General features: G+C 70.2%; 19 protein-coding genes. 16 read left to right on the top strand and 3 right to left on the bottom strand.

Annotated features, from left to right (window positions below; translation table 11 throughout):
* Positions 1-82: 82 nt before the first annotated feature.
* Genes ACFYTS_RS28420 through ACFYTS_RS28390 form a run of 7 tightly spaced genes read left to right on the top strand, consistent with a single transcriptional unit; the run spans position 83 to position 6327 of the window.
* Positions 83-1423 (top strand): MFS transporter, encoded by a 1341-nt coding sequence (locus tag ACFYTS_RS28420; protein ID WP_387308492.1) that lies wholly within the window; start codon positions 83-85, stop codon positions 1421-1423.
* A gap of 24 nt (positions 1424-1447) precedes the next feature.
* On the top strand, positions 1448-2050 hold the full coding sequence (locus ACFYTS_RS28415) for an RBBP9/YdeN family alpha/beta hydrolase (protein WP_387308490.1): 603 nt from the start codon (positions 1448-1450) through the stop codon (positions 2048-2050).
* Positions 2047-2811 (top strand): CoA transferase subunit A, encoded by a 765-nt coding sequence (locus tag ACFYTS_RS28410; protein ID WP_357287668.1) that lies wholly within the window; start codon positions 2047-2049, stop codon positions 2809-2811. The genes ACFYTS_RS28415 and ACFYTS_RS28410 overlap by 4 nt, the downstream gene beginning before the upstream one ends.
* Before the next feature lies 1 nt (position 2812).
* Positions 2813-3469, top strand: coding sequence for a 3-oxoacid CoA-transferase subunit B (locus tag ACFYTS_RS28405; RefSeq protein WP_387308488.1), 657 nt, complete (start codon positions 2813-2815; stop codon positions 3467-3469).
* 20 nt (positions 3470-3489) lie between these two features.
* Positions 3490-5070, top strand: a complete 1581-nt coding sequence (locus ACFYTS_RS28400) for a long-chain fatty acid--CoA ligase (protein ID WP_387308486.1) — start codon at positions 3490-3492, stop codon at positions 5068-5070.
* 37 nt (positions 5071-5107) lie between these two features.
* Positions 5108-5872: a hypothetical protein gene (locus tag ACFYTS_RS28395; RefSeq protein WP_387308484.1), complete on the top strand. Its 765-nt coding sequence runs from the start codon at positions 5108-5110 to the stop codon at positions 5870-5872.
* A gap of 17 nt (positions 5873-5889) precedes the next feature.
* Positions 5890-6327 carry a hypothetical protein gene (locus ACFYTS_RS28390; protein ID WP_387308482.1) on the top strand — a complete coding sequence of 146 codons (438 nt, stop codon included), beginning with the start codon at positions 5890-5892 and terminating at the stop codon, positions 6325-6327.
* Positions 6328-6521: 194 nt separating this feature from the next.
* On the opposite strand, the gene ACFYTS_RS28385 is transcribed toward ACFYTS_RS28390, so the two are convergent.
* The 3 genes from ACFYTS_RS28385 to ACFYTS_RS28375 all read right to left on the bottom strand — a co-directional run bounded on the left by ACFYTS_RS28385 (position 6522) and on the right by ACFYTS_RS28375 (position 9377).
* Positions 6522-7166, bottom strand: coding sequence for a dihydrofolate reductase family protein (locus tag ACFYTS_RS28385; protein ID WP_387308480.1), 645 nt, complete (start codon positions 7164-7166; stop codon positions 6522-6524).
* A 176-nt stretch (positions 7167-7342) separates the two neighbouring features.
* Positions 7343-8215, bottom strand: coding sequence for an alpha/beta fold hydrolase (locus ACFYTS_RS28380; RefSeq protein ID WP_387308478.1), 873 nt, complete (start codon positions 8213-8215; stop codon positions 7343-7345).
* A gap of 145 nt (positions 8216-8360) precedes the next feature.
* A complete protein-coding gene (locus ACFYTS_RS28375) occupies positions 8361-9377 on the bottom strand; it encodes a heme o synthase (RefSeq protein WP_387308644.1) in 1017 nt (338 codons plus the stop codon).
* Between the two features lie 370 nt (positions 9378-9747).
* On the opposite strand from ACFYTS_RS28375, the gene tkt reads away from it, so the two are divergent.
* From tkt to ACFYTS_RS28330, 9 genes are all read left to right on the top strand, one after another.
* The gene (tkt, locus tag ACFYTS_RS28370; RefSeq protein WP_357287690.1) at positions 9748-11889 is read left to right on the top strand and encodes a transketolase; all 2142 of its coding nucleotides are present in this window, start codon (positions 9748-9750) and stop codon (positions 11887-11889) included.
* A gap of 5 nt (positions 11890-11894) precedes the next feature.
* The gene (tal, locus tag ACFYTS_RS28365; protein ID WP_387308476.1) at positions 11895-13025 is read left to right on the top strand and encodes a transaldolase; all 1131 of its coding nucleotides are present in this window, start codon (positions 11895-11897) and stop codon (positions 13023-13025) included.
* Between the two features lie 29 nt (positions 13026-13054).
* A complete protein-coding gene (gene zwf, locus ACFYTS_RS28360; protein WP_357287703.1) occupies positions 13055-14590 on the top strand; it encodes a glucose-6-phosphate dehydrogenase in 1536 nt (511 codons plus the stop codon).
* A gap of 25 nt (positions 14591-14615) precedes the next feature.
* The gene (gene opcA / locus ACFYTS_RS28355; RefSeq protein ID WP_357287695.1) at positions 14616-15524 is read left to right on the top strand and encodes a glucose-6-phosphate dehydrogenase assembly protein OpcA; all 909 of its coding nucleotides are present in this window, start codon (positions 14616-14618) and stop codon (positions 15522-15524) included.
* On the top strand, positions 15517-16254 hold the full coding sequence (pgl, locus tag ACFYTS_RS28350) for a 6-phosphogluconolactonase (protein ID WP_387308474.1): 738 nt from the start codon (positions 15517-15519) through the stop codon (positions 16252-16254). Before opcA ends, pgl begins: the two co-directional genes overlap by 8 nt.
* Before the next feature lie 197 nt (positions 16255-16451).
* Positions 16452-17261 (top strand): hypothetical protein, encoded by an 810-nt coding sequence (locus ACFYTS_RS28345; protein WP_357286351.1) that lies wholly within the window; start codon positions 16452-16454, stop codon positions 17259-17261.
* Between the two features lie 119 nt (positions 17262-17380).
* Positions 17381-20242, top strand: a complete 2862-nt coding sequence (locus ACFYTS_RS28340) for a BTAD domain-containing putative transcriptional regulator (RefSeq protein ID WP_387308472.1) — start codon at positions 17381-17383, stop codon at positions 20240-20242.
* 52 nt (positions 20243-20294) lie between these two features.
* Positions 20295-20951: a hypothetical protein gene (locus tag ACFYTS_RS28335; RefSeq protein ID WP_387308470.1), complete on the top strand. Its 657-nt coding sequence runs from the start codon at positions 20295-20297 to the stop codon at positions 20949-20951.
* A 226-nt stretch (positions 20952-21177) separates the two neighbouring features.
* A complete protein-coding gene (locus ACFYTS_RS28330; protein ID WP_387308468.1) occupies positions 21178-24099 on the top strand; it encodes a BTAD domain-containing putative transcriptional regulator in 2922 nt (973 codons plus the stop codon).
* Positions 24100-24132 lie beyond the last annotated feature (33 nt).

The following is a 24132-nucleotide window of genomic DNA, read 5'->3' as shown; positions in this document are numbered from 1 at the left end:
GCAGTGCGCGAAGCCCCTGTTCTTCTCTCAGCTCCGGTGCGCCGCACCACCGTCTCGGTGCACCGGATTCGTAGGAGCACCAATGGAGTTGCACACCACCGCCGCCGGGACGTACCGCCACGCCGTCGTCCCGGTTCCGGCGGACACCCCCGCGTCTCCGGCCCGTCGCCGCTATCCCTGGCTGGTGTTCGCGCTGGCCTTCGGGCTGCTACTGGCCGACTACATGTCCCGGCAGGTCCTCAGCGCGGTCTTCCCCTTCCTCAAAACCGCATGGGCACTGTCGGATTCCCAGCTGGCGTCGCTCACCAGCATCGTCGCGCTCATGGTCGGCATCCTCACCCTGCCGCTGTCGATCCTGGCCGATCGCTGGGGACGCGTGCGCAGCCTGGTGCTCATGGCCGTGCTGTGGAGCGCGGCGACCCTGCTGTGCGCGCTCGCCACCGGTTACGGACAGATGCTGGGCGCGCGTTTCCTGGTCGGGGTCGGCGAGGCCGCGTACGGCAGCGTCGGTATCGCCGTGGTGCTCAGCGTATTCGCGCCCCGGGTGCATGCCGCGCTCAGCGGCGCGTTTATGGCCGGCGGTTCATTCGGATCGGTGCTCGGCGTCGGGCTGGGCGGCGTTATCGCCGTGCATCTGGGCTGGCGGTGGTCGTTCGCGGCCATGGCGATCGCCGGCCTGATCCTGGCCGCGCTGTTCCGCGCCGTGGTCTCGGAGACGAAACTGGCCCTGCACGCCGCCGAACAGGGACCGAGCCCGGTGCGGCCCGGCATCGGCTACCGGGCCCCGGTGTCGACGCTGTTCACCAATCCGGCGGTGCTGTGCGCTTATGTGGGCAGCGCCCTGCAGATCTTCACCGCCGCGGTCCTGCTGGCCTGGATGCCGAGCTTCATCAACCGCTCCTACGGTTTGGCCCCGGACCGGGCAGGTGCGGTCGCCGCCGTGTTCTCCCTGCTCATCGGGACCGGCATGATCATCTGCGGCATGATCACCGACCGCGTCGGCCGCCGCGACTTGGCACGCAAGTGGAGCGCCGCCATGGTGTTCTGCGCCATTTCGCTGCTGTGCCTGGGCATCGGATTCGGGATCGGCACCGGCCCAATGCAATTGGTGCTGATCGGCATCGGCGCCTTCTTCTCCGGCGGCTCCTCGGGCCCCACCGCGGCCATGGTCGCCAACCTCACCCATCCCTCGGTCCGGGCCTCGGCCCTGGGAACCCTCACGCTTGCCAACAGCCTGCTGGGACTGGCGCTGGGACCGTTCGTCGTCGGTGTCCTGGCCGATCACCTCGGACTGACGACCGCGCTGCGCATCGCACCGCTCGCCTATCTGGCCGCCCTCGCCGCCCTGATGCTGGGCAAGCGCGTCTATCCGGCGGGGCTGGCCCGGCTGGCCGCCCTCGAACCAGCGCCCACCACCCTCTGACCTCGAAAGGAACTGTCGCACCCCATGACTGAATCCGCCGAACACACCGTGGTGATCGTGCCCGGTCTGCGCGATCATGTGCCCGACCACTGGCAGACCCACCTCGCCGAACGTCTGGACAAGGTTCGCACGGTCCCGCCGCTCGAACACGACAGCCTGTCGTGTGCCGGCAGAGTCGCCGCACTCGACACCGTGCTCGCCGATATCGACGGCCCCGTGGTGCTGGTCGCCCACAGCGCGGGGGCGATGATCACGGTGCACTGGGCACAACAGGCCACCCGTCCCGTGCGGGGCGCACTGCTGGCCACGCCACCGGATTTCGAAACACCACTGCCGCAGGGCTATCCGGCACCGGACGAGCTGAAGGCCGCCGGCTGGAATCCGATGCCGTGGCGACGGCTGCCGTTCCCCAGTATCGTGGCCGCCTCCACCACCGACCCGCTCGCGTCCTACCGACGGGTGGCCGGCATGGCCGAGGCGTGGGGAAGCCGCCTGGTCGACCTCGGCGACGTGGGTCACCTCAATCCCGCCTCCGGGTACGGCTATTGGCCACGCGCGGAGGAACTTCTGCGGGACCTCATCGACACCACCGCGGTCGTGAAGCCGGGTGCGGGGGCCGCGCGGTGAGCAAGATCGTCGACTCCGCCCGGGCAGCGGTCTCCGACATCACGTCCGGCTCACGCCTGGCGGTCGGTGGGTTCGGGCTGTGCGGGATCCCCGACGCACTCATCGAGGCACTGGCCGCGACCGAGGTCACCGACCTCGAGATCATTTCCAACAACTGCGGCACGGACCGATTCGGGCTGGGGATCCTGCTGGCCGACAAACGGATCCGCCGGATTATCGCCTCCTATGTGGGTGAGAACAGCGAATTCGCTCGCCAATATCTGTCCGGCGAACTCGAGGTCGAGCTGACACCGCAGGGGTCGTTGGCCGAGAAACTGCGCGCCGGCGGGGCCGGAATCCCCGCGTTCTTCACCCCGGCCGGAGTGGGCACCCCGGTCTCCGACGGCGGCCTGCCGTGGCGGTACGCCGCGGACGGATCGGTCGCCGTGGCGTCGCCCGCCAAGGAAGTCAGGGCCTTCGGCGGTCCGCGGGACCATCGGCGATACGTGCTCGAGGAAGCCCTCACCGCCGATTACGCCCTGGTCCACGCGCTCGTTGGCGACACCGACGGCAACCTCGTGTTCGACAAGGCCGCCCGCAACTTCAACCCGCTGGCGGCCACGGCCGGTCGCGTCTGCATCGCCCAGGTCGAAAACCTGGTACCCGCAGGCGAACTCGACCCGGACCGGATACACCTGCCCGGCATATTCGTCGACCGCATCGTGCACACCGGACCGCAAACCAAGCACATCGAGAAGCGCACCGTCGCCCAGGAGCCCTGACATGACCACTGCCACCACGGTTCTCGGCTGGTCCCGTACCGCCATGGCCGCCCGCGCGGCCCGCGACCTGCAACCCGGCGAATACGTCAACCTGGGTATCGGACTGCCGACTCTGATCCCCGGTCACCTGCCCGATGGCGTGCGCGTCACCCTGCACTCGGAGAACGGCATCCTCGGCACCGGGCCCTACCCGCACGAAACCGCGGTAGACGCCGACCTGATCAATGCCGGGAAGGAAACCGTGACAGTCGTCGCTGGGGCGTCCTTCTTCGACTCCGCGACCAGCTTCGGCATGATCCGCGGCGGCCACATCGACACCGCCGTCCTGGGCGGCATGCAGGTCTCGGCCACCGGTGATCTGGCGAATTGGATGGTGCCGGGTCACCTGGTGAAAGGCATGGGCGGCGCGATGGACCTGGTACACGGCGCCCGCCGGGTCATCGTGCTCATGGAGCACACCGACAAGACCGGAGCGTCGAAGATCGTGCCGCGCTGCACGCTCCCGCTCACCGGCGAAGCGGTGGTGCACCGGATCATTACCGATCTCGCCGTCATCGATGTCACCGCCACCGGGCTGGTGCTGCGCGAATGCGCCCCCGGCGTCACCGAATCCGATGTCCGCGTGGCCACCGCCGCCCCGCTCACCACCCTGGCCTGACCGTCCCCGAGAGGTTCTCTGTGCTCAATCTCGCTCTCCTGCTCGAGGATTCCGCACGCCGCTACCCGGGCACCAATGCCGTCGTGCTCGACGGCGAGCGGCTGACCTATTCCGAACTCGACGCACGCGCCAACCAGGTCGCCCGCCTGCTCACCGACCGCGGTGTCCGGCCCGGCGACACCGTCGCCCTCTCGTGCCCGAATCTGCCGGAATTCGTGATCTGCTACTACGGGATCGTCAAAGCGGGCGCCGTGGTCGTCCCGCTCAACATCCTCCTACGCCCCCGCGAAATCGCTTACCACCTCGATGATTCCGAAGCGGTTCTGTATCTCTGCCACGAAGGCACGCCCGGACTGCCCATGGGCGAGCACGGCCGGGAGGGATTCCAGCAGGCGCCGGGCTGCCGGGACATGGTCCTGATCACCGCCGATCCGCACGCCCCGGCACCGTATCCGGGCATCGACACCCTCGCCCGGGCCGTCGCGGCCCAGCCTCGCACGTTCGACACCGTCGCCCGCCGTCCCGAGGACACCGCGGTCATCCTCTATACCAGTGGAACCACCGGCCGCCCCAAGGGCGCCGAGCTCACCCACGCCAATATGGTGATGAACGCGCTGACCGCCAACCGGCTCTTCGACAACGTCCCCGATCGCCATGACACGCACCTGGTCACGCTGCCGCTCTTCCATTCCTTCGGCCAGACGATCAACATGAACGCCGGACTGTCGGTCGGCGCGACCCTGGTGCTCATGCCCCGGTTCGACGCGGCCGCCGCGCTGCGGGTGCTCGCCGCGGAACAGGTCACCTTCTTCGCCGGCGTGCCGACCATGTACTGGGCGCTGCTCCGGGCGCTGGACGACACCGTCGACATCGACCGCATCGCGGCGACACTGCGCAAGGCCGTATCCGGCGGCGCCGCACTTCCGGTCGAGATTCTGACACGGTTCGCACAGCGATTCGGGGTGCCTGTGCTCGAGGGGTATGGGCTGTCCGAGACCTCCCCACTGGCGTTGTTCGCGGACCCGGACCGAGATCCTCGCCCGGGATCGATCGGAATTCCCGTGTGGGGCATCGAGGTCCGGCTCATCGACCCGCAGTGGAACACCGTCGCGGGGGCCGGGGAGATCGGTGAGATCGCGCTGCGCGGCCACAATGTCATGAAGGGCTACCACCGCCGACCCGATGCCACCGCGGAGGTCATGCGCGACGGCTGGCTCCGCACCGGCGATCTCGCCCGCCGCGACGCCGACGGCTGCTACTACATCGTCGACCGGGCCAAGGACATGATCGTGCGCGGCGGATTCAACGTCTATCCCCGTGAGATCGAAGAAGTCCTGCACACCCATCCCGGGGTCTCGCTCGCCGCCGTCATCGGCATCCCCGACGAGCACTACGGCGAGGAGATCAAAGCCTGCGTCGTACCGGAACCCGGGGCCACCGTCACCGAGGTCGAGCTCATCGACTGGTGTCGTGCGGAGCTGGCCGCCTACAAGTATCCGCGCGTCATCGAATTCACCGCCACGCTCCCGATGACCGCCAGCGGCAAGATCCTCAAACGCGAACTCGCCCAAGCACACAACCGGCTCACCACCTCTCGGTGAGACCCGACATTCATCACTGAGGATGAGGACAACAGTCATGAACATCAGGAACACGGCCGTCACCGCGGCGCTCGCCGCCTCGGCCCTGGTCAGCACCGCCGTGACCGCCCACGCGGCGCCGGTGGGAGAGAAGCCCTCCGCGGCAGTGAAGTACGAGGTGAGCAGGGCAGGTGACGCCGCCGTGCTGACCGTCACTGGCGGCACCCTGCGTCAGCTCGACCAGCAGCTCGCCCTGCTCGACGGCGACAATCAGCTCGTCGCCGCCATCCCGCTCACCTACCGGATCGACGACACCGCCTACCCGATCACCGCCAGGATCGACGGCGGCACCGCGACGCTGACCCCGTCGAAGGACAATCCCCAGCGCGTCGCACCGGTGACCGCCGCCGACGTGGTGGCCGTCGACCGGGCGGCCGCGCAGATCGCCGAATCCTTCACTCCCCGTGACGCTCAAGCGCTCGGCGCGTTCGCCCAGCGCGCCGCCATCGGCGCGGCGGTCAGCGCCGTGCTCGGCGCGGTCGTCGGCGCGGGCGTGGGCTGTCTGGTCGGCGCGGCCGCCGGAGCCGTCCTGTCCAGCCCGGTCATCGCACTGCTGGTGCCGTTCGTCGGCGCGACCGTCGCCGGGTGCGTGCTCGGCATGGCCACGCTCGGCGCGGTCGGATCGATGGGCGGGATCGTGGTGGCGGGCGGCCCCATCACCCTGTTCTCCGCCATCCAGTACTTCTCCACCATCCTCGCGCCCTGCCCGCCCGATCTCCCCTACTGCAAGGACCCGGCACAGTCCGCCCCGGCGGCCAAATAGTCGATAGGAGATCCTCGATGAGAATCCAGCACGCGACACTCGCCCTCGTCCTGACCTGTTTCGCCACGGCCACGGCCTGCTCGGCCGCCGACACCTCACCGCCGGCCGCATCGCCCGCCGCTCTCCGAGTGAGCTCCTCCGCCGGCCGAGATGTTTTGGCAGACAGCGCGGGAAATTCTCTGTATGCGTTCGCGAAGGACAGTCCCGGCACCTCGGCATGCGTCGGCGACTGCCTCGCGAAATGGCCGGTGCTGCCCGGACCGGTGATCGCCGGCCCCGGTGTCGCCGCGGACAAGATCACCACCATCACCCGGCCGGACGGGACCGCGCAAGCAGCCTACGCGGGCCGGCCCCTCTACTACTTCGCCGCTGACTCCGCCCCCGGCGACGCCCGCGGCCACGGCCTGATGGGCGCGTGGCACCTGATCGGAGCAGACGGCCAACCCGTACCCTGACCGCCGTTGGTATTCCTTTGGCGGACTGCTGGTCTCGGCCCACGCGGTAGCCGCCCCCGAGCCGGTCGTACCCTTGCGGCCTCCTGCGCCGAAAGGGTACGACCTTCGAAACCGCCAGGCTTGAAGCGCATCTCGGCACATCACCTACCGAGGAGTCCGATCTCGGCGAAACCCGCTGTCCGGGGCCGGCTGCGTCACGCGCTCCTGGCGAGCCACACGTGAGTGACGGCGGCGGTGGAGACCATATCCACGACACGGTAGCCCGGCAGGGTGCCGAGGTTGTCGAACAGGCGCTCACCGGACCCGAGCAGCGTCGGGACGATCGCCAGGTTCATCTCGTCGACCAGGCCCGCGGCGAGGTACTGGCGGATGGCGGAGGCGCCTCCGGCGAGCCGGACGTCCTGGCCCTGGGCCGCCTCGAAGGCTCGGGCGAGGACATCCTCGAGGGTGCCGGAGACGAAGCGGAAGGTAGTGCCGCCCTTCATGGGGAGGTCGGGGCGCGGGTGATGGGTCATGACGAAGGTGTCGTGGTGGTAAGGCGGGGTGTCGCCCCACCAGCCGGTCCAGGAATCGTCAGGCCAGTAGCCGCGGACGGGGCCGAACATGTTGCGGCCCATGATGGTGGCGCCGATGTTGTGGTCACCGGCGGCGAGGATGTCGTTGTCGGGGCCGGGATCGCCGCCCGGATCGCCGATCATGTCGCGGCCGTAGCGGGTGCGGAAGACCCAGTCGTGGAGGCGTTCGCCGCCGCGGCCCAGCGGGGCGTCGGGGCCCTGGTCGGGACCTGCGGCGAAGCCGTCGAGGGAGACGGCGATGTTGTGGACGCGGAGTTTCGGCATGACGCTGGCCTCTCGGGTGAGTGGGCGGCGGTTCCGCCCCTACCCTCTCATCGATCGGCGCTGCGCCGGATCGACACGCGCGTCCGGACCAACCGCACAGGGTGTCGCCGAGACCACAAGTCCATCAACCGAATACCCCCCGGGCACGAGACGCACCCGGGGAACCGTCCGGATGATTACGCCCGGCTCTCGTCGAGCAGTTCGCGCAGGCGGTGGGCAAAGAGCTCGGGCTGACCGGGGTAACCCGAGTCGGGGCCGGTGAAACCACCGTGGTGGCTGGGGAACACCGCCGGGGTGGAGTCGAGCAGGGCCGCGGTGGCCTCGGCGGTCCGCGCGGTGAGAGTGCCCGCGGTTTCCGCGCCGACGGCGATGACGACGCGGGTGGGCGCGGCCTTCAGGGCCGCGGTGTCGGGGACGTAGCCGGTGATCGCCCAAGAGCGATCGGACAGCAGCGGGTCGTCTCGGGTGCCGTCATCCTCGGCGGGCATGCCGAACATGGCCGGGTCGGCCGGAGGCTGGGCGAAGAAGGCGTCAGTGAACTCGCCCTGCCAGGAGGTGTACGCGATGAAAGCGGCCATCCCCGCGAACGAGCCCTTGGCCTGGTAGGCGTCGCTGACCTGGGCCTGGCCCCGCGCCGCGGCGTCGGCGTCGGGCAGGACCGACAGGATGGGGGGTTCGTGGGCCACCAGGGTGGCGATATCGGCGGGGTGGGCGGTGACCAGGGCCAGGGCGGTGACCGCGCCGCCGCTGCTGGCAAAAAGGTCCACCGGGCCGACGTCCAGGGCGGCGACGAGGGCGTGGACGTCCTCGGCCTGCACGGTCGGGGAGTTGTCGGTCCGGCCGTCCTTGCGGACGCTGCGGCCGAGCCCGCGCGGGTCGTAGGTGATGACGGTCCGGTCCGGGAAGTACGCCGCCAGCGCGGTGAAACCTTCCGCGGTCATCGGCTGGCCGATCATCAGCAGCGGCCGGTGTGCGATCTCCGACGGCGCGGGCCCCCGGAGATCGTAGGCGAGGTCGACGTCGGGCAGAGCCAGGATGTGTTCGGTCATCAGGCGGCTGTTCCTCTCGGTGCGAGGGCGGAGGTTCCGCCCTTCACCTTCTCATCGAACAGCGACGAGCCGAATCGACACGCACGCCCGAAACTTCACCGCCGCCCGGCGGCCCCGAAACTTCACCGCCGCCCGGCGGCGGGGATCAGGACCAGCCGAAGAGGGTGTGTCCGATGGTGTTCCAGCCCAGCACCGAGTCCACTGCCAGACCGCAGAACACGACGGCCAGATAGTTGTTGGACTGCAGGAACAGTCGCAGCGGCTTGACCGATTCGCCCTTGCGGACACCGGAGTACAGCTGGTGCGCCATCAGCAGGAACCAGGCGCCCGCGACCAGCGCGGTCGCGGCGTAGATCACGCCCGCCGCGGGGACCAGGGCGAAGGTGGCCAGCACGGTCGCCCAGGTGTAGAGGACGATCTGCCGGGTGACGGTCTGCTCGGTGGCCACGACCGGGAGCATCGGGACGCCCGCGGCCTTGTAGTCCTCCTTGTACCGCATGGCCAGCGCCCAGGTGTGCGGCGGCGTCCAGAAGAAGATGACCAGGAACAGCACGATGGCGGGCCAGCCGATATTGCCGCTGACCGCGGACCAGCCGACCAGGGCGGGCATGCAGCCCGCCGCGCCGCCCCACACCACGTTCTGCGAGGTGCGGCGCTTGAGGCCGAGGGTGTAGACGAAGACGTAGAACAGGATGGTCGCCACGACCAGCGCGCCGGAGAGCAGGTTGGCCTGCCACCACAGCCAGGCAAACGACGCCAAGCCGAGGGTGACGCCGAACACGAAGGCGTTGCGGGTGGGGACGGCCTCGCGGGCCAGCGGACGCTTCGAGGTCCGCTTCATCACCTTGTCGATGTCGGCGTCGGCGACACAGTTGAGGGTGTTGGCGCTGGCCGCGCCCATCCAGCCGCCGAACAGGGTGACCAGGATCAGGCGGATGTCGACATCGCCGCGGTCGGCCAGCAGCATGGTGGGAATCGTTGCGACGAGCAGCAATTCGATGACCCGGGGCTTGGTCAGCGCAATGTAGGCGAGCACCCGCCTGGTCGCCGCCGAGAGGGGACCGCTGCCCGTCACCCGGTCGGCGAGCACCGCCCCGGAGGAGCCGTGAGCGCCACCCGGCTGTTGCCCAATCCCCACAGTTTCTCCTCGCACGCCGTGCATCATCCGATCGGTCTGGATTCAGTGGTGCGCGATCCAGACCCGGTCCGGTGCGAAATCCGGACACGGTGCGGCGCGGCCACTACTACAGAGCATGGTAGACCCACGGCGACCATGCTCCCGACCAGGTCCACCCCGACGCGCACCGAGACCGGTTCGCGACGCGTACACCGGGCAGTCACGAACAGGTCCGCGAAACGCCACGAACCGACGACACGGCGGCAAGTGAATGCGGGTTCCCTTATGACCACGAAACGCCGCCCTTTAGGGTGGTTGTAGATCGGTGCGGCCGCGTCGCACCCGGATCGAACGCAGCGATTCCCGCCGCCGCCCACAACCGCATCGTTGACGAATGGTCAGGAGAACCTCGGTCGTGTCAGTCACAGACGACATCCGCGCGCTCACTCAGCCGAACCACCCCACCGACTGGACCGATCTGGACACCAGAGCCGTCGACACGGCCCGGGTCCTCGCCGCCGATGCGGTCCAGAACGCCGGCAACGGCCACCCGGGCACCGCGATGAGCCTCGCCCCGCTGGCCTACACCCTGTTCCAGCGCGTGATGCGCCTGGATCCGGCGGATCCGGCGTGGGTGGGTCGCGACCGTTTCGTCCTGTCGTGCGGCCACTCCAGCCTCACCCTCTACATCCAGCTGTACCTGGCCGGCATGGGTCTCGAGCTGACCGACCTCGAGCACCTGCGCAAGTGGGGTTCGCTGACCCCGGGCCACCCGGAGTACCGCCACACCGACCACGTCGAGATCACCACCGGCCCGCTGGGCCAGGGCCTGGCGTCGGCGGTGGGCATGGCAATGGCGTCGCGGCGTGAGCGCGGCCTGTTCGATCCCGAGGCGGCGCAGGGCGAGAGTGCGTTCGATCACTTCATCTATGTCGTCGCCTCCGACGGTGACATGGAGGAGGGCGTCACCTCCGAGGCGTCCTCGCTGGCGGGCACCCAGCAGCTGGGCAACCTGGTCGTCTTCTACGACGACAACAGGATCTCCATCGAGGACGACACCCGCATCGCGTTCACCGAGGACGTGGCGGCGCGCTACCAGGCCTACGGCTGGCACGTGCAGACCGTCGAGGGCGGCGAGAACGTCACCGCCATCGAGGAAGCCATCGCCGCCGCGCAGGCCGTGACCGACAAGCCGTCGATCATCCTGCTGCGCACCATCATCGGCTTCCCGGCCCCGAACAAGATGAACACCGGTTCCTCGCACGGCGCCGCGCTGGGCGTCGACGAGGTCGCGGCCACCAAGAAGATCCTGGGCTTCGACCCGGAGAAGAGCTTCGACGTGGACGCCGCCGTGATCGCGCACTCGCGCGGCAACGTCGCCGACCGCGGCAAGGCCGCCCGCGCGGCCTGGCAGGAGCAGTTCGAGGCGTGGGCGACCGCGAACCCGGAGAACAAGGCGCTGTTCGACCGCCTGCAGGAGCGTCGTCTGCCCGAGGGCTGGACCGAGACCCTGCCGGAGCACGAGCCGGGCAAGGCCATGGCGACCCGTAAGGCGTCCGGCGCGGTGCTCGCGGCGCTGGCCCCGGTGCTGCCGGAGCTGTGGGGCGGTTCGGCCGACCTCGCCGAGTCCAACAACACCACCATGCCGGGTGCGGCGTCCTTCGGCCCGGAGTCGATCTCCACGGGCGCGTGGAAGGCCAACCCGTACGGCCGGACCCTGCACTTCGGTGTGCGTGAGCACGCCATGGGCTCGATCCTGAACGGCATCGCGCTGCACGGACCGACCCGCCCGTACGGTGGCACCTTCCTGGTGTTCTCCGACTACATGCGTCCCGCGGTGCGCCTGGGCGCGCTCATGCGCACCCCGGTCACCTACGTGTGGACCCACGACTCCATCGGCCTGGGCGAGGACGGCCCCACCCACCAGCCGATCGAGCACCTGGCCGCGCTGCGCGCCATCCCCGGCCTGAACGTGGTCCGCCCGGGTGACGCCAACGAGACCACCTACGCCTGGCGCACCATCCTGGAACGCGATAGCGCCGAACGGCATTCGCACTTCCTGGTCTCCGAGCCGCCGCACCAGGACGGCCCGTCCGCGCTGGCGCTGACCCGTCAGGACCTGCCGATCCAGGAGGGCACCAGCTACGAGGGCGTCCGCAAGGGCGGCTACATCCTGGCCGAATCCTCCACCGGCACACCGCAGGTAATCCTGATCGCCACCGGTTCGGAACTGCAGCTCGCGGTCGACGCGCGCGCTACGCTCGAGGCACAGGGCATCGGCACCCGCGTGGTGTCCATGCCGTGTGTGGAGTGGTTCGACGCGCAGGAGCAGTCCTACCGCGACGAGGTGCTGCCGCCGTCGGTGCGGGCCCGCGTCACGGTGGAGGCCGGCATCGCGATGCCGTGGCACCGTTTCACCGGCGACGCCGGTGAGAACGTCTCCATCGAGCACTTCGGTGCCTCGGCCGACTTCAAGACGCTGTTCCGCGAGTTCGGCATCACCGCCGATGCCGTGGTCGCCGCTGCCACCCGCTCGCTCGCCAAGGTGAAGGGATAGTTGTCATGACCCAGAACACGAACACCGCGGCCCTGTCGGCCGCCGGGGTTTCGGTGTGGCTGGACGACCTGTCGCGCGACCGCATCAAGTCCGGAAATCTGAAGGGCCTGATCGACTCCCGCAATGTCGTCGGCGTCACCACCAACCCGACCATCTTCCAGGGCGCGCTGTCGAAGGGTCACGCCTACGACGAGCAGGTCACCGAACTCGCCGCGCGCGGCGCGGACGTCGACTCGGCCATCCGCACCATCACCACCGATGACGTGCGCGCGGCCTGCGACGTGTTCGCCGACGTCTTCGCCGCGTCCAAGGGCGCCGACGGCCGCGTCTCCATCGAGGTCGACCCGCGCCTGGCCTTCGACACCGACGGCACAGTGGCCCAGGCCATCGAGCTGTGGAAGATCGTGGACCGGCCCAACCTGTTCATCAAGATCCCGGCGACCGAGGCCGGCCTCCCGGCCATCACCCGGGTCATCTCCGAGGGCATCAGCGTGAACGTGACGCTGATCTTCTCGGTGCGGCGCTATATCGCGGTGATGGGCGCCTACCTCGACGGTCTGCGCAACGCCACCATCGCCGGGCACGACATCGCCAAGGTCCAGTCCGTCGCCTCGTTCTTCGTCTCCCGTGTGGACACCGAGATCGACAAGCGGCTCGAGGCCATCGGCACCCCGGAGGCCCTGGCGCTGCGCGGCAAGGCCGGAATCGCCAACGCGCACTTGGCCTATGCCGCCTACCAGGACATCTTCGACGGCGGCAAGCACACCGACGTGTTCAACAAGCTGGCGTCGCAGGGCGGCAACAAGCAGCGCGCGCTGTGGGCCTCGACCGGTGTGAAGAACCCCGAGTACTCCGACACCATGTACGTGACCGAGCTGGTCGCCCCCGACACCGTGAACACGCTGCCGGAGAAGACCCTCGAGGCCGTCGCCGACCACGGCGTGATCGTGCCGAACGCGGCCGTCGGCAAGGCGGAGCAGGCACAGGCGGTCTTCGACCAGCTGGTCGCGGTGGGCATCGACCTGGACGACGTGTTCGGTGTGCTCGAGACCGAGGGCGTCGACAAGTTCGTCGCCTCCTGGCAGGAACTGCTCGACGCCACCACCGAAAAGCTGCAGGTCGCGGGAGGCAACTGACCGTGGCTCGCGCGGCGACGACGGTCGCGATGCCCAACCCGCTGCGCGATGATCGCGACAGCCGGGTGCCCCGCATCGCCGGACCGTGCAACGTGGTGATATTCGGCGTTACCGGTGACCTGTCGCGGCGCAAAGTGCTGCCGGCCATCTACGATCTGGCGAACCGGGGGCTGCTGCCCCCGGGCTTCTCGCTGATCGGATTCGCGCGCCGGGACTGGACCGACGAGGACTTCGCGAACCTGGTTCACGAGTCCGTGTCGTCCTCGGCGCGCACCCCCTTCCGCGAGGAGGTGTGGCAGCAGCTCAAGGAGGGTCTGCGTTTCGTCCGCGGCACGTTCGAGGACGACGCGGCCTTCCACAAGCTGGCTACCACCCTCAAAGATCTGGACCGGGATCGCGGCACGGGCGGCAATACCGCCTTCTACCTGTCGATCCCGCCCAGCGACTTCCCCATCGTGCTGGAACAGCTGTCCAAGAACGGGCTGGCCAAGCCGACCGATACCCCTGCGGGGCAACCGGGTCCGTGGCGGCGAGTGGTGATCGAGAAGCCGTTCGGGCACGACCTGAACAGCGCGCAGGAACTCAACGCACTGGTCAACACGGTGTTCCCGGAGCGGTCGGTGTTCCGCATCGACCACTATCTGGGCAAGGAGACGGTCCAGAACATTCTGGCGCTGCGCTTCGCCAACCAGCTGTGGGATCCGATCTGGAACGCCAACTATGTGGACCACGTGCAGATCACCATGGCCGAGGACATCGGCCTGGGTGGTCGCGCGGGGTACTACGACGGCATCGGCGCGGCCCGTGACGTCATCCAGAATCACCTGCTGCAGCTGCTGGCGCTGACGGCCATGGAAGAGCCCGTGAGCTTCCAGCCCAAGCAGCTGCAGATCGAGAAGATCAAGGTGCTCTCGGCGACGAAACTCGTTGCGCCGCTGGACGAGACGACCGCGCGCGGCCAGTACACGGCGGGCTGGCAGGGCAGTGAGCCGGTGGTGGGCCTGCTGCAGGAGGAGGGCTTCGACCCCAACTCCCGCACCGAGACCTACGCGGCCATCACCCTGTCCGTGGCGACCCGCCGCTGGGCGGGCGTGCCGTTCTACCTGCGCACCGGCAAGCGTCTGGGCCGGCGCGTCACCGAGATCGCGGTGGTTTTCAAGCGCGCCCCGCACCTGCCCTTCGACCAGACCATGACCGAGGAACTCGGACAGAACGCGCTGGTCATCCGGGTGCAGCCGGACGAGGGCATCACCATGCGATTCGGGTCCAAGGTGCCCGGGTCGTCCATGGAGGTGCGCGACGTGAACATGGACTTCAGCTACGGCGAGGCGTTCACCGAGGACTCCCCCGAGGCCTACGAGCGGCTCATCCTGGACGTGCTGCTCGGGGTGCCGTCGCTGTTCCCGGTCAACGAGGAGGTCGAATTGTCCTGGCGCATCCTCGATCCCGCGCTCGAACACTGGGCCGCGACCGGCAAACCCGACCCGTACGAGGCGGGCGGCTGGGGTCCGGAATCCGCCGACGAGATGCTCGCGCGCAGCGGGCGGGAATGGCGGCGGCCGTGACCACACCCATCCAGGAGCCCGCCCGATGATCATCGACATGCCCGACACCGACACCCGCGAGGTGTCGAAACGCCTTGTGCAACTGCGGGAATCCAATGGCGTGGTCACCATGGGCCGGGTGCTCACCCTGGTGGTGTGCACCCTCGACAGCTCCGAGGCCGAGGACGCCATCGACGCGGCCAACGACGCCAGCCGTGAACACCCCTGCCGGGTGATCGTGCTGGCGCGCGGCGACCGCATGGCCCAGACGCGACTGGACGCGCAGATCCGCGTGGGTGGCGACGCGGGCGCGGCCGAGGTGATCGTGCTGCGGCTGCAGGGCGATCTGGTGCCGCACGAGGCCAGCGTGGTGATCCCGTTCCTGCTGCCCGACACCCCCGTGGTGGCGTGGTGGCCGCGGGGCGCGCCGGAGTTCCCGTCCAAGGATTCGGTGGGCCGCCTGGCGACCCGCCGGATCACCGACGCCACCTTCGCGGCCGATCCGCAGGCCACCATCAAGGGTCGCCGGCGCTCCTACGCGACCGGCGACACCGATCTGGCGTGGAGCCGGGTCACCTACTGGCGGGCACTGCTGGCGGCGGCGCTCGACGAGGCCCCGTTCGAAACCGTTGAGTCGGTGACGATTTCGGGTCTGAAGGAAGAACCGGCGCTGGACATGCTGGCGGGCTGGCTGGCCGCGCGGCTGGACTGCCCGGTGGTGCGGCGCACCGGCGAGCTGAAGGTGGAGATGCACCGGCCCTCGGTGTCGATCGCCATCTCCCGCCCGCAGCACGGCCGCACCGCGACCCTGTCCCGCACCGGCGAACCCGACCAGCGTTTCGCTCTGGCGCGCCGCGAGACCAAGGACTGCCTGGCCGAGGAACTGCGTCACCTCGACGCCGACGACATCTACGCCGAGGCCCTCACCGGAATCGAAAGGGTGACCTATGAGTAAGCCCGCCGTCACGGAAACATTCACCACCGTCGACGATCTGGTGATGGCCGCGGCCGCCCGCTTCGTCGCGCAGGTGGTGGAGGCACAGCGACTGCGCGGCTCCGCCTCGGTGGTCCTGACCGGCGGCGGCACCGGCATCGCGCTGCTGGAACTGGTACGCAAGGCCCCCGGCGACATCGACTGGGCCAAGCTCGACATCTTCTGGGGCGACGAGCGTTTCGTGCCCACCGGCGATCCGGAGCGCAACGAGCTCCAGGCCCGCCACGCACTGCTCGACCACGTCCCGGTCGACCCGTCCCGGGTGCACCCGACCGAGACCTCGAGCGGCGACTATCCGGACCCGCTGGAGGCCGCGGGCGAGTACTCGGCCACCGTGCACGCGCACCTGGCCGAGCATGGCGCGTTCGACCTGCACCTGCTCGGCATGGGCGGGGAAGGGCACATCAACTCGCTGTTCCCGCACACCGACGCCACCCGCGAGGAACACGAGCTGGTTGTCGCGGAGACCAATTCGCCCAAGCCGCCGGCCGTGCGGATCACGCTGACGCTGCCCGCGATCCGCAAGTCGCGCCACGTCATGCTGATCGTGTCCGGTGAGGCGAAGGCGGCCGCGGTGGCCGCCGCCCTCAACGGGGCGTCGCCGCTCGATATCCCGGCGGCGGGTGCGATCGGCACCGAGTCCACCACCTGGCTGCTGGACGAGAGCGCCGCGGCGGACCTGCCGCGCTAATTCCACCGAACGGCGGGCCCGGATCGATCGATCCGGGCCCGCCGTTCGTCGTTTCCGCCGAAATTCCGGGCCTCCCGGCCGACGCACGGCGTCCCGCATGCCCTGATCGGCCCCACCGCTGTAAACGGGTAGCCGACTACTCGCGATTAGCTGGTAGGACGCTTCTAGCGTCGAATCCGCGCCGAAAGGTTCGGTGCATGGAGGCGAACGCCATGATCGACATCATCACCCTGCGCGGCACCGGGGAGCAGCGCAATTCGGACGGGACACCGGCGGGCATGCTGCACGATGTCGCCAAGCTGCTCGACTCGAGCAAGTTCAGCGCGTTCGAACCGGACTGGCCCGCCGAGATCGGCCCGGCGCCCAGCACCTGGGGGTCCTCGCTGAACACCTCGGTGCGGCTCGGGGTCGCGGCCGGGGTCAAGGCCATCCAGGATTCGCCGAATGTGTGTGGCCTGCTGAGCTATTCGCTCGGCGGGATCGTGGCCGCCACGATCCTGCAGGGTGTGCGCGCGGGCGTCTACACCAATGTCGACGGGTCGCCGCTCGAGATCGCGTTCACGGTGAACATCGCCAACCCCATGCGCCGCAAGGGCCAGTCGGTCGGCAACCTGTGCCCGCCGCACACCTACGGCCTGCACGGGCAGCGCGGCGACTGGCCGGCGGGCCTGGACGTGCGCGAGTACGCCAACCCCGACGACATCATCACCTCCTCCCCCGGCGACTCCCCGCTGCGCGCCATCGACACCGCCATCTCCCCCTTCTCTCTCGTCGAGGGCGCGCGCATCGGCAACCTCACCCCGATGCTGTTCCACGAGCTGCTGAACTTCCTGCTCGAGAACCCGGTTGCCAATCTGGACCGCTACACCACCGCGGTGCGCGGCCTGCTCGGCTACCTGACGCCGTGGCCCGACGGCGAGCACGTCCGGTACTCCGGCCACAACATGCCCGGCACGAACGTGTTGTGGACGACCCACGCGGCGGAATACCTCAACGCCCACTACTGAACGCCCGTCCATACCGCCGCGCGAGCGGCGGGATAGATTGCGGGAGAGTAGTAGCGAGGTGATTCGTGGGTGGTCCGCCGAGTGGCGCCGAGGGGGTCGGCGTTCGGCCGGAGGTGTTGGTGAATGTCCTGGGTGGGCTGGCCGCGACGGTGTCGGGGCGGCCGGTCGACCTGGGCGGGTTGCGGCAGCGGAGTCTGCTGGCGGCCCTGATCGCGGCCTATCCGCGGGAAGTGTCCGCGGACCGGCTGCTCGAACAGGTGTGGCACGATGCGGCCGAACCCTCCTTCAGCTCACTGCATTTCGGGATCTCGAAGCTGCGCGACCGGCTCGAACCCGATCGGCGGCGCGGCGCCGAAGGGGTGATCGTGCGGTCCGGGACGCGGTACCAGCTGGCCCTGGACGCGGATCGGATCGATGCGCACCGCTTCGCCAGGCAGCTCGCCGACGCCGAATCGGCGTGCGCGGCTGGGGATTCCGAGGCCGGGCTGCGCGCCTACGAAACGGCGTTGCGCGAGTGGAAGGGCGCGCCCTACGCCGATATCGCCGACGCCGATTTCGTGCGGCCGGAGATCGCGCGGCTGGCCGGGCTGGAACTGCGGGCCCGGAAAGCCTTGGTGGAGTTGCGACTCGACACGGGTCGGATCGAGGCCGCGCTCGCCGACGCCGAGGCGCTGGTGGCCGCGCATCCGCTCGACGAACGGGTGTGGGAGCTCGCGGCGCTGGCGCGCTACCGGGCCGGGCGGCAGTCCGAGGCGCTGGCGGCATTGCGGGATGTGCGGCGGCTGCTCGACACCGAACTCGGCATCGAGCCGGGAGTCGGGTTGCGCGAACTCGAGACCGCGATCCTGCGCCATGACGAGGATTTGCTGCCCGGGTCGGCGGCCGCGGTCCAGGCCGTCACCCCGTTGATCGCGGCGACCTGCCCGATGCCGGTTCCCCGTACCCAATTGATCGGGCGTGCGGACGAACTCGACGAGATCTATCGCGCGGTGTGCGAGAGCCGACTGGTGACCCTGGTCGGTACCGGCGGGGTCGGCAAGACCCGCCTGGCGGTGGAGACCTGCCGCCGCCTGCCCAGGAGCCCGGCCGCCGAGGATCAGCCGTGGTGGGTCGATCTGGCACCGATCGAATCCGATGAACTGGTCGCCGCCACCGTGGCCGCGGCCATGCAGGTATGCGGCGCGAGCACGCCCGCGCGGTTGGCCGACATCGTCGCGACGCGGAAATGCACAGTGCTGCTGGACAATTGCGAACACGTTCTGGACGGGGTCGCCGAGGTGGTGAACGTCCTGCTGACCCGCTGCCCGCGGGTCCGCATCATCGCCACCAGCCGCGAACCGCTCGCCCTCGACGGGGAGCGTGTCATCGACGTTCCGACGCTGGACGAGTCCGAGGCCGTCCTGTTGTTCGCCGCGCGGGCGGCGGGCATGGTCGAGGGCTGGAGCCTCGAAGACCGCGTGCGCGAACCGGTTCGGCGCATCTGTGCCGACCTCGACGGTATCCCGCTCGCCGTGGAGTTGGCCGCGGCCCAGCTGCGGGTGCTGTCCGAGCAGCAGATCGCCGACGGCCTGGCCGACCGGTTCACGCTGCTCGAGGGAGGGTCGCGCACCGCGCCCGTGCGGCAGCGCCGCCTGGCCGACACCATCGACTGGAGTTACCGGCTGCTCGATCCCGCCGAAGCGCGGCTGTTGCGCGATATCTCGGTCTTCGCCGGGAGTTTCGACATCGACGCGGCCGCCGCCGTCCACGGGGCGACCTCGTCGATGGCCGTCCTGGCCCCGCTGACCGGTCTGGTGCGGCGGTCCCTGCTGCGGGTACAGCCCGCCTCGTCGCCGCGCCGGTACCGGCTGCTGCAGACGATTCGCGAATTCGCGCTCACCCGTTGCGAAGCCGAGGAGCTCGAGCGGGCCCGGGCCGCGCACCGGCAGTGTGTGCTGGAGCGGGCGCAGGCCGCGGCCGCGCATCTGCGCGACGCCAGATCGGCGCAGTCGATGGACACTCTCAACCGCGATGTCGCCGAACACCGCGCCGCCATCGCCTCCGCGTTCGCCGCCGGCGACCCCGCGTACGTGCTGCGGCTGGCGGCGGCGCTGTACTGGTTCTGGTACCGGCGCGGATTCATCGAGGAGGGCATCCCGGCCATCACGACGGCGCTCGCCTCGAGCGAACCGCCCGACCACGGCGTGGACGCCGCGACCCTGTCCCTCGCACTGGGCGGGCTGGGTGGGCTGCATTATCTTTCCGGCGATCCGGTGCGCGGCGTGGCGATGGCGGAGCGCGCCGCCTCCATCGCGTACGCGGAGGGCGATCGCGACACGGCCACCTGGATGCGCACCTGGACCACCTATCTGCGCGCGGTCGCCGACCCGACGCGTGACACGGCCGCGGACGCCGCCGCGGCCGTCGCCTCCGCCCGCCGCGACGGCCGCCCCTGGCAGCTGGCCGACGCACTCATGGTGGAGGGCCGAATCCTGCGCTACGCGAATCGTCCCGCCGCGGCGCGCGTCGCCCTGACCGAGGCGATCGCGGTCGCCGAACGCTGCGGCCACCGCCTCACCGTCGCCTCGGCCTCCTGGACCCTGACCCGCTGCGCCCTCGAGGCCGACGACCACGCCGAAGCCCGAACCGCCCTGCGCACCATGCACACCGCGGTCGAGCTCGACGGCGACGTCACCTCGTGGCTGGTGATGGCTCACCTGGCCGCGGCCCTGGCGACGCGCACCGACCGCCCCGCCGACGGGGCCCGCCTGCTCGGCGCGGTCCGTGCCCTGGGCATCCGGGTCGGATTCCAGCCGGAGGTGATGGACCCGGTCGACGCGGCTCATGAGGCCGCCGCCGTCGAGAACGCGCTGTCCCCACCGGCATTCGAGGCGAGCTTGGCTGCGGGCGCGATGATGTCCCGCGACGAGGTGAATGTGCTGGTCAGCTCCATTCTCGGCGAGTCCGCGAGCCTGCCGGGCAGGGCGCTAAGTTCGCGCTAAGAGGCACGCATTCTGCTGGACGTCAACGACCCCGTCGAGTGACAGGAGCTTCATGTCCAGCGTCTGCGATCCGCCCGCGCCCACCGGTGCGCGTCCGCTTCCGGCCTATCGGGTCGCCGAGCGAGTGCGGGCGGCGGTCGCGGGCGCGGTGCCGACGCCGGGAGCCGACGCCTACCGGCACCCGGCCGCGGATGCCGCTCCCGCCGTCCTCGTCTCGACCAGGTCCGGCGCCCTGTACGCGGGTGGACTCACCTATCGCGTCGAGGACTCGGGAACCGTGCTGCGGGCCTGGCGGGGCTGGCTGGCGACCGCGCCGGACTGCGTCACCAGCTCCGTCGCGGTGCTGAACCTGCCCGCCGTCCCCGTCCTCCCCGCGTCGCTGCACGGGGCCACGGTCCTGCACCTGCGCTACGCCCATCTGGGCGATCCGGCCCGGGGCGCCGAGTTGCTCGCGCCGCTGCGGCAGGTGGCCACACCATTGCTGGACACCACATGCATCCACCATGACCCGGCGTATCCGATGCCCGTCCCGGCCATCGACGCGCTGCTGGCGGCCGCGGCCGGGCAGCCGATCACCTTCGCCGAGATCCGGGCCCTCGGCGGCGCGATCGCCCGGCAATCGCTGTCCCCCGGCATGATCGCCGGACGCCACGCCCTGGGCCATGCCCGGGGACTGATCGGCTACCCGGCGCCGTCGACCGACAGCTAGCCGGTTGCGGGCCATCGCCCGACAGAGTGCCGGGCGTCCGGGTTCGCGGGGCTGGTTCCCAGGTCCACGCGGCGGGCGGCAATCGCGTCCGAGTGGGTGGATGGCAAGCCGATCGGTAGCTCCACCCTGCCCGAGTCGTGTGGGCCGGGTGCGTGGTGCGGCACGCTGATACGTTTCGCGGTTCTCACAGCGATAGATTGCCGAGTGAGAGCTAGTGAGGTGATTCGTGGGTGATCTACCGGGTGACGGCGAGGAGAACGGTGCGCGGCCGCGGGTGCGTTTGCACGTCCTGGGCGGGCTGGCGGCCACGGTCGAGGGACGGCCGGTCGATCTGGGCGGGCTGCGGCAGCGCAGTCTGCTGGCGGCTTTGATCGCGGCGTTCCCGCGGGAGGTGTCGGCGGACCGGCTGCTCGAGCAGGTGTGGCACGACGCCGTGGAACCGTCGGCGGGGTCACTGCATTTCGGGATCTCCAAGCTGCGCGATCGACTCGAGCCCGACCGGCGGCGCGGTGCGGCGGGCGTGATCGTCCGGTCCGCCACCAGCTACCAGTTGGATCTGGCCGCCGACCGAATCGACGCGCATCGCTTCACCGGGCACCTCGCGACAGCCGAAGCAGCCTGTGCCACAGGTGATACCACGACGGCGCTGCGGGCGTACGAGGCCGCGCTCCACGAGTGGCGCGGCGCGCCGTACGCCGATATCGCCGACGCCGACTTCGTGCGGCCGGAGATCTCCCGTCTCACCGCGCTCGAGCTCCGGGCGCGAAAAGCGCTGGTGGAGTTGCGGCTCGAGACGGGCTACACCGAAGCCGCGCTGCTCGACGCGGAGACCTTGGCGGTCGCGCATCCGCTCGACGAACGGGTCTGGGAGTTGACGGCGCTGGCCCGCTACCGGGCCGGACGCCAATCCGACGCGCTGGCGGCGCTGCGGGATATCCGCGGCCGGCTCGACACCGAGCTGGGTATCGAACCCGGGCTCCGGCTGCGCGAGCTCGAGACCGCCATCCTGCGCCATGACGAGGAGCTGCTGCGCGGATCGGAGGCCCCCGCCCGCGTCGTTGTCACCGTGCCCGAGACCGCGCCGGCCTGTCCCATGCCGGTGCCGCGGACCCAATTGGTCGGCCGCACGGCCGAACTCGACGACATCGGCCGCGCGGTCGGCGCCACCCGTCTGGTGACCCTGGTCGGCACGGGCGGGGTCGGCAAGACTCGGCTGGCGGTCGAGACCTGCCGGAGGCTGCCCCGGGTCACGGGCTCCGAGGACGAGCCGTGGTGGGTCGATCTGGCCCCGATCGAATCCGACGACCTGGTCGCCGCCACGATCGCCGAGTCGCTGCAGGTCCTCGGCGCGAGCACACCCGATCGCCTCGCCGACATCGTCGCGAACCGGGAAGGCACACTGCTGCTGGACAATTGCGAACATGTCCTCGACGGGGTCGCCCACGTGGTGCACACCCTCCTGATCCGATGCCCCGGCATCCGGGTCCTCGCCACCAGCCGCGAGCCGCTCGCGGTCGACGGCGAGCACGTCTTCGAGGTGGCGCCGCTCGACGAGTCCGACGCCGTCGAGCTGTTCGCCGCGCGGGCCGCGGGTGTGGTGGCAGGCTGGTCATTGAACGAGTCGGTGCGCGAACCGGTCCGGCGGATCTGCGCCGACCTCGACGGCATCCCCCTCGCCGTGGAACTGGCCGCCGCGCAGCTGCGGGTGCTGTCCGAGCAGCAGATCGCCGACGGCCTGGCCGACCGATTCACGCTGCTCTCCGGAGGCGCTCGCACCGCACCCGTGCGGCAACGCCGCCTCGCCGACACCATCGACTGGAGCTACCGCCTGCTCGACCCCACCGAAGCGCGGCTGCTGCGCGACGTCGCGGTCTTCGCCGGAAGCTTCGACATCGACGCCGCCGCAGCCGTACACGGTGTCGCGAACTCGATGGCCGTGCTGGAACCGCTGACCGGTCTGGTGCGCCGGTCGCTGCTGCGGGTGCAGCCCGCGTCGTCGCCGCGCCGCTACCGGATGTTGCAGAGCATCCGCGAATTCGCGCTCGCCCGTTGCGAAGCCGACGAGCTCGAGCGGGTGCGCGCGGCGCACCGCCGCTGCGTGCTGGACCGGGCGGAGGCCGCCGCGGTCCCGCTGCGGGACGCGCGCTCGGCGGAGCTGATGGACGCGCTCGGCGCCGATGTCGCCGAGCACCGTGCCGCCATCACGTCCGCCTTCGCGGCCGGCGACCCCGGGTACGTGCTGCGGCTGGCCGCGGCCCTGCACTGGTTCTGGTACCGGCGCGGGTTCATCGCAGAGGGCATCGCGGCCATCACCAGCGCCCTCGACGCGAGCGCGGCGCCCGGGCACGGGGTCGAACCCGGGACGCTGTCCATGGCGCTCGGCGGATTGGGCGGGCTGCACTATCTTTCCGGCGATCCGCACCGGGGTGCGGCGGCCACCGCGCAGGCCGAGCAGGTGGCGACCGCAGCGGGCGATCTCGACACCGCCGCCTGGATGTGGTCGTGGACCACCTACATGCGCGCGATCGCCGAGCCCACACCCGAGGCGGCCGTCACCGCCGCGGCCGCTGTCACCGCCGCCCGCGCGGACGGCAGACCATGGCAGTTGGCGGAGGCCTTGATGATCGAGGGCATGATCCTGCGGTTCAGCAACCGTCCCGAGGAAGCTCGGGCAGCGCTGCGGGAGGCCGTCGCGGTCGCCGAGCGCTGCGGGCACCGCTGGTCGGGGGCTTCCGCGTCGTGGACGCTGGCCCGCTGCGCACTGGACGCCGGTGACATCGCCGACGCGCGGACCGCGTTGCGCACCATGCAGACCGCGTTGGAACTGGACGGGGACGTGACGTCGTGGCTGGTGATGGTGCAGCTGGCCGCGGCGCTCGCGGCACGCGGCGGCCGACCCGCGGACGGCGCCCGGATGCTCGGGGCGGTCCGCGCGCTGGGTGGACGGATCGGGTTCCTGCCGGAGGTGATGGATCCGGTCGATGCGGTCCGCGAGGCCTCCGAGGTCCGGTCGGCGCTGTCGGAGGCCGAGTTCGAGGAGGGTGTCGCGGCGGGCGCGATATTGACTCGCACCGAAGTGAACGCGCTGGTCAGCACCCTCGCCTCCGAGCCCGCCGGTGATGCTGGGCGGCAGCTAAGTTCGCGATAAGCGTCGTGCGGTCTCCTGAATATCGATCAGCAC

This window comes from Nocardia sp. NPDC004151, assembly GCF_042874235.1.
Classification (GTDB): Bacteria; Actinomycetota; Actinomycetes; order Mycobacteriales; family Mycobacteriaceae; genus Nocardia.
Note: the sequence above shows the minus strand (reverse complement) of the source record. Positions and strands in the feature narration are given on the sequence as shown.

Coding starts and splice junctions, on each gene's coding strand:
- tal (WP_387308476.1), top strand. CDS start 11,895: ATGACCCAGAACACGAACACCGCGGCCCTGTCGGCCGCCGGGGTTTCG.
- ACFYTS_RS28375 (WP_387308644.1), bottom strand. CDS start 9,377: ATGCACGGCGTGCGAGGAGAAACTGTGGGGATTGGGCAACAGCCGGGT.
- ACFYTS_RS28380 (WP_387308478.1), bottom strand. CDS start 8,215: ATGACCGAACACATCCTGGCTCTGCCCGACGTCGACCTCGCCTACGAT.
- zwf (WP_357287703.1), top strand. CDS start 13,055: ATGCCCAACCCGCTGCGCGATGATCGCGACAGCCGGGTGCCCCGCATC.
- ACFYTS_RS28335 (WP_387308470.1), top strand. CDS start 20,295: ATGTCCAGCGTCTGCGATCCGCCCGCGCCCACCGGTGCGCGTCCGCTT.
- ACFYTS_RS28390 (WP_387308482.1), top strand. CDS start 5,890: ATGAGAATCCAGCACGCGACACTCGCCCTCGTCCTGACCTGTTTCGCC.
- opcA (WP_357287695.1), top strand. CDS start 14,616: ATGATCATCGACATGCCCGACACCGACACCCGCGAGGTGTCGAAACGC.
- ACFYTS_RS28405 (WP_387308488.1), top strand. CDS start 2,813: ATGACCACTGCCACCACGGTTCTCGGCTGGTCCCGTACCGCCATGGCC.
- ACFYTS_RS28415 (WP_387308490.1), top strand. CDS start 1,448: ATGACTGAATCCGCCGAACACACCGTGGTGATCGTGCCCGGTCTGCGC.
- pgl (WP_387308474.1), top strand. CDS start 15,517: ATGAGTAAGCCCGCCGTCACGGAAACATTCACCACCGTCGACGATCTG.
- ACFYTS_RS28420 (WP_387308492.1), top strand. CDS start 83: ATGGAGTTGCACACCACCGCCGCCGGGACGTACCGCCACGCCGTCGTC.
- ACFYTS_RS28395 (WP_387308484.1), top strand. CDS start 5,108: ATGAACATCAGGAACACGGCCGTCACCGCGGCGCTCGCCGCCTCGGCC.
- ACFYTS_RS28345 (WP_357286351.1), top strand. CDS start 16,452: ATGGAGGCGAACGCCATGATCGACATCATCACCCTGCGCGGCACCGGG.
- ACFYTS_RS28385 (WP_387308480.1), bottom strand. CDS start 7,166: ATGCCGAAACTCCGCGTCCACAACATCGCCGTCTCCCTCGACGGCTTC.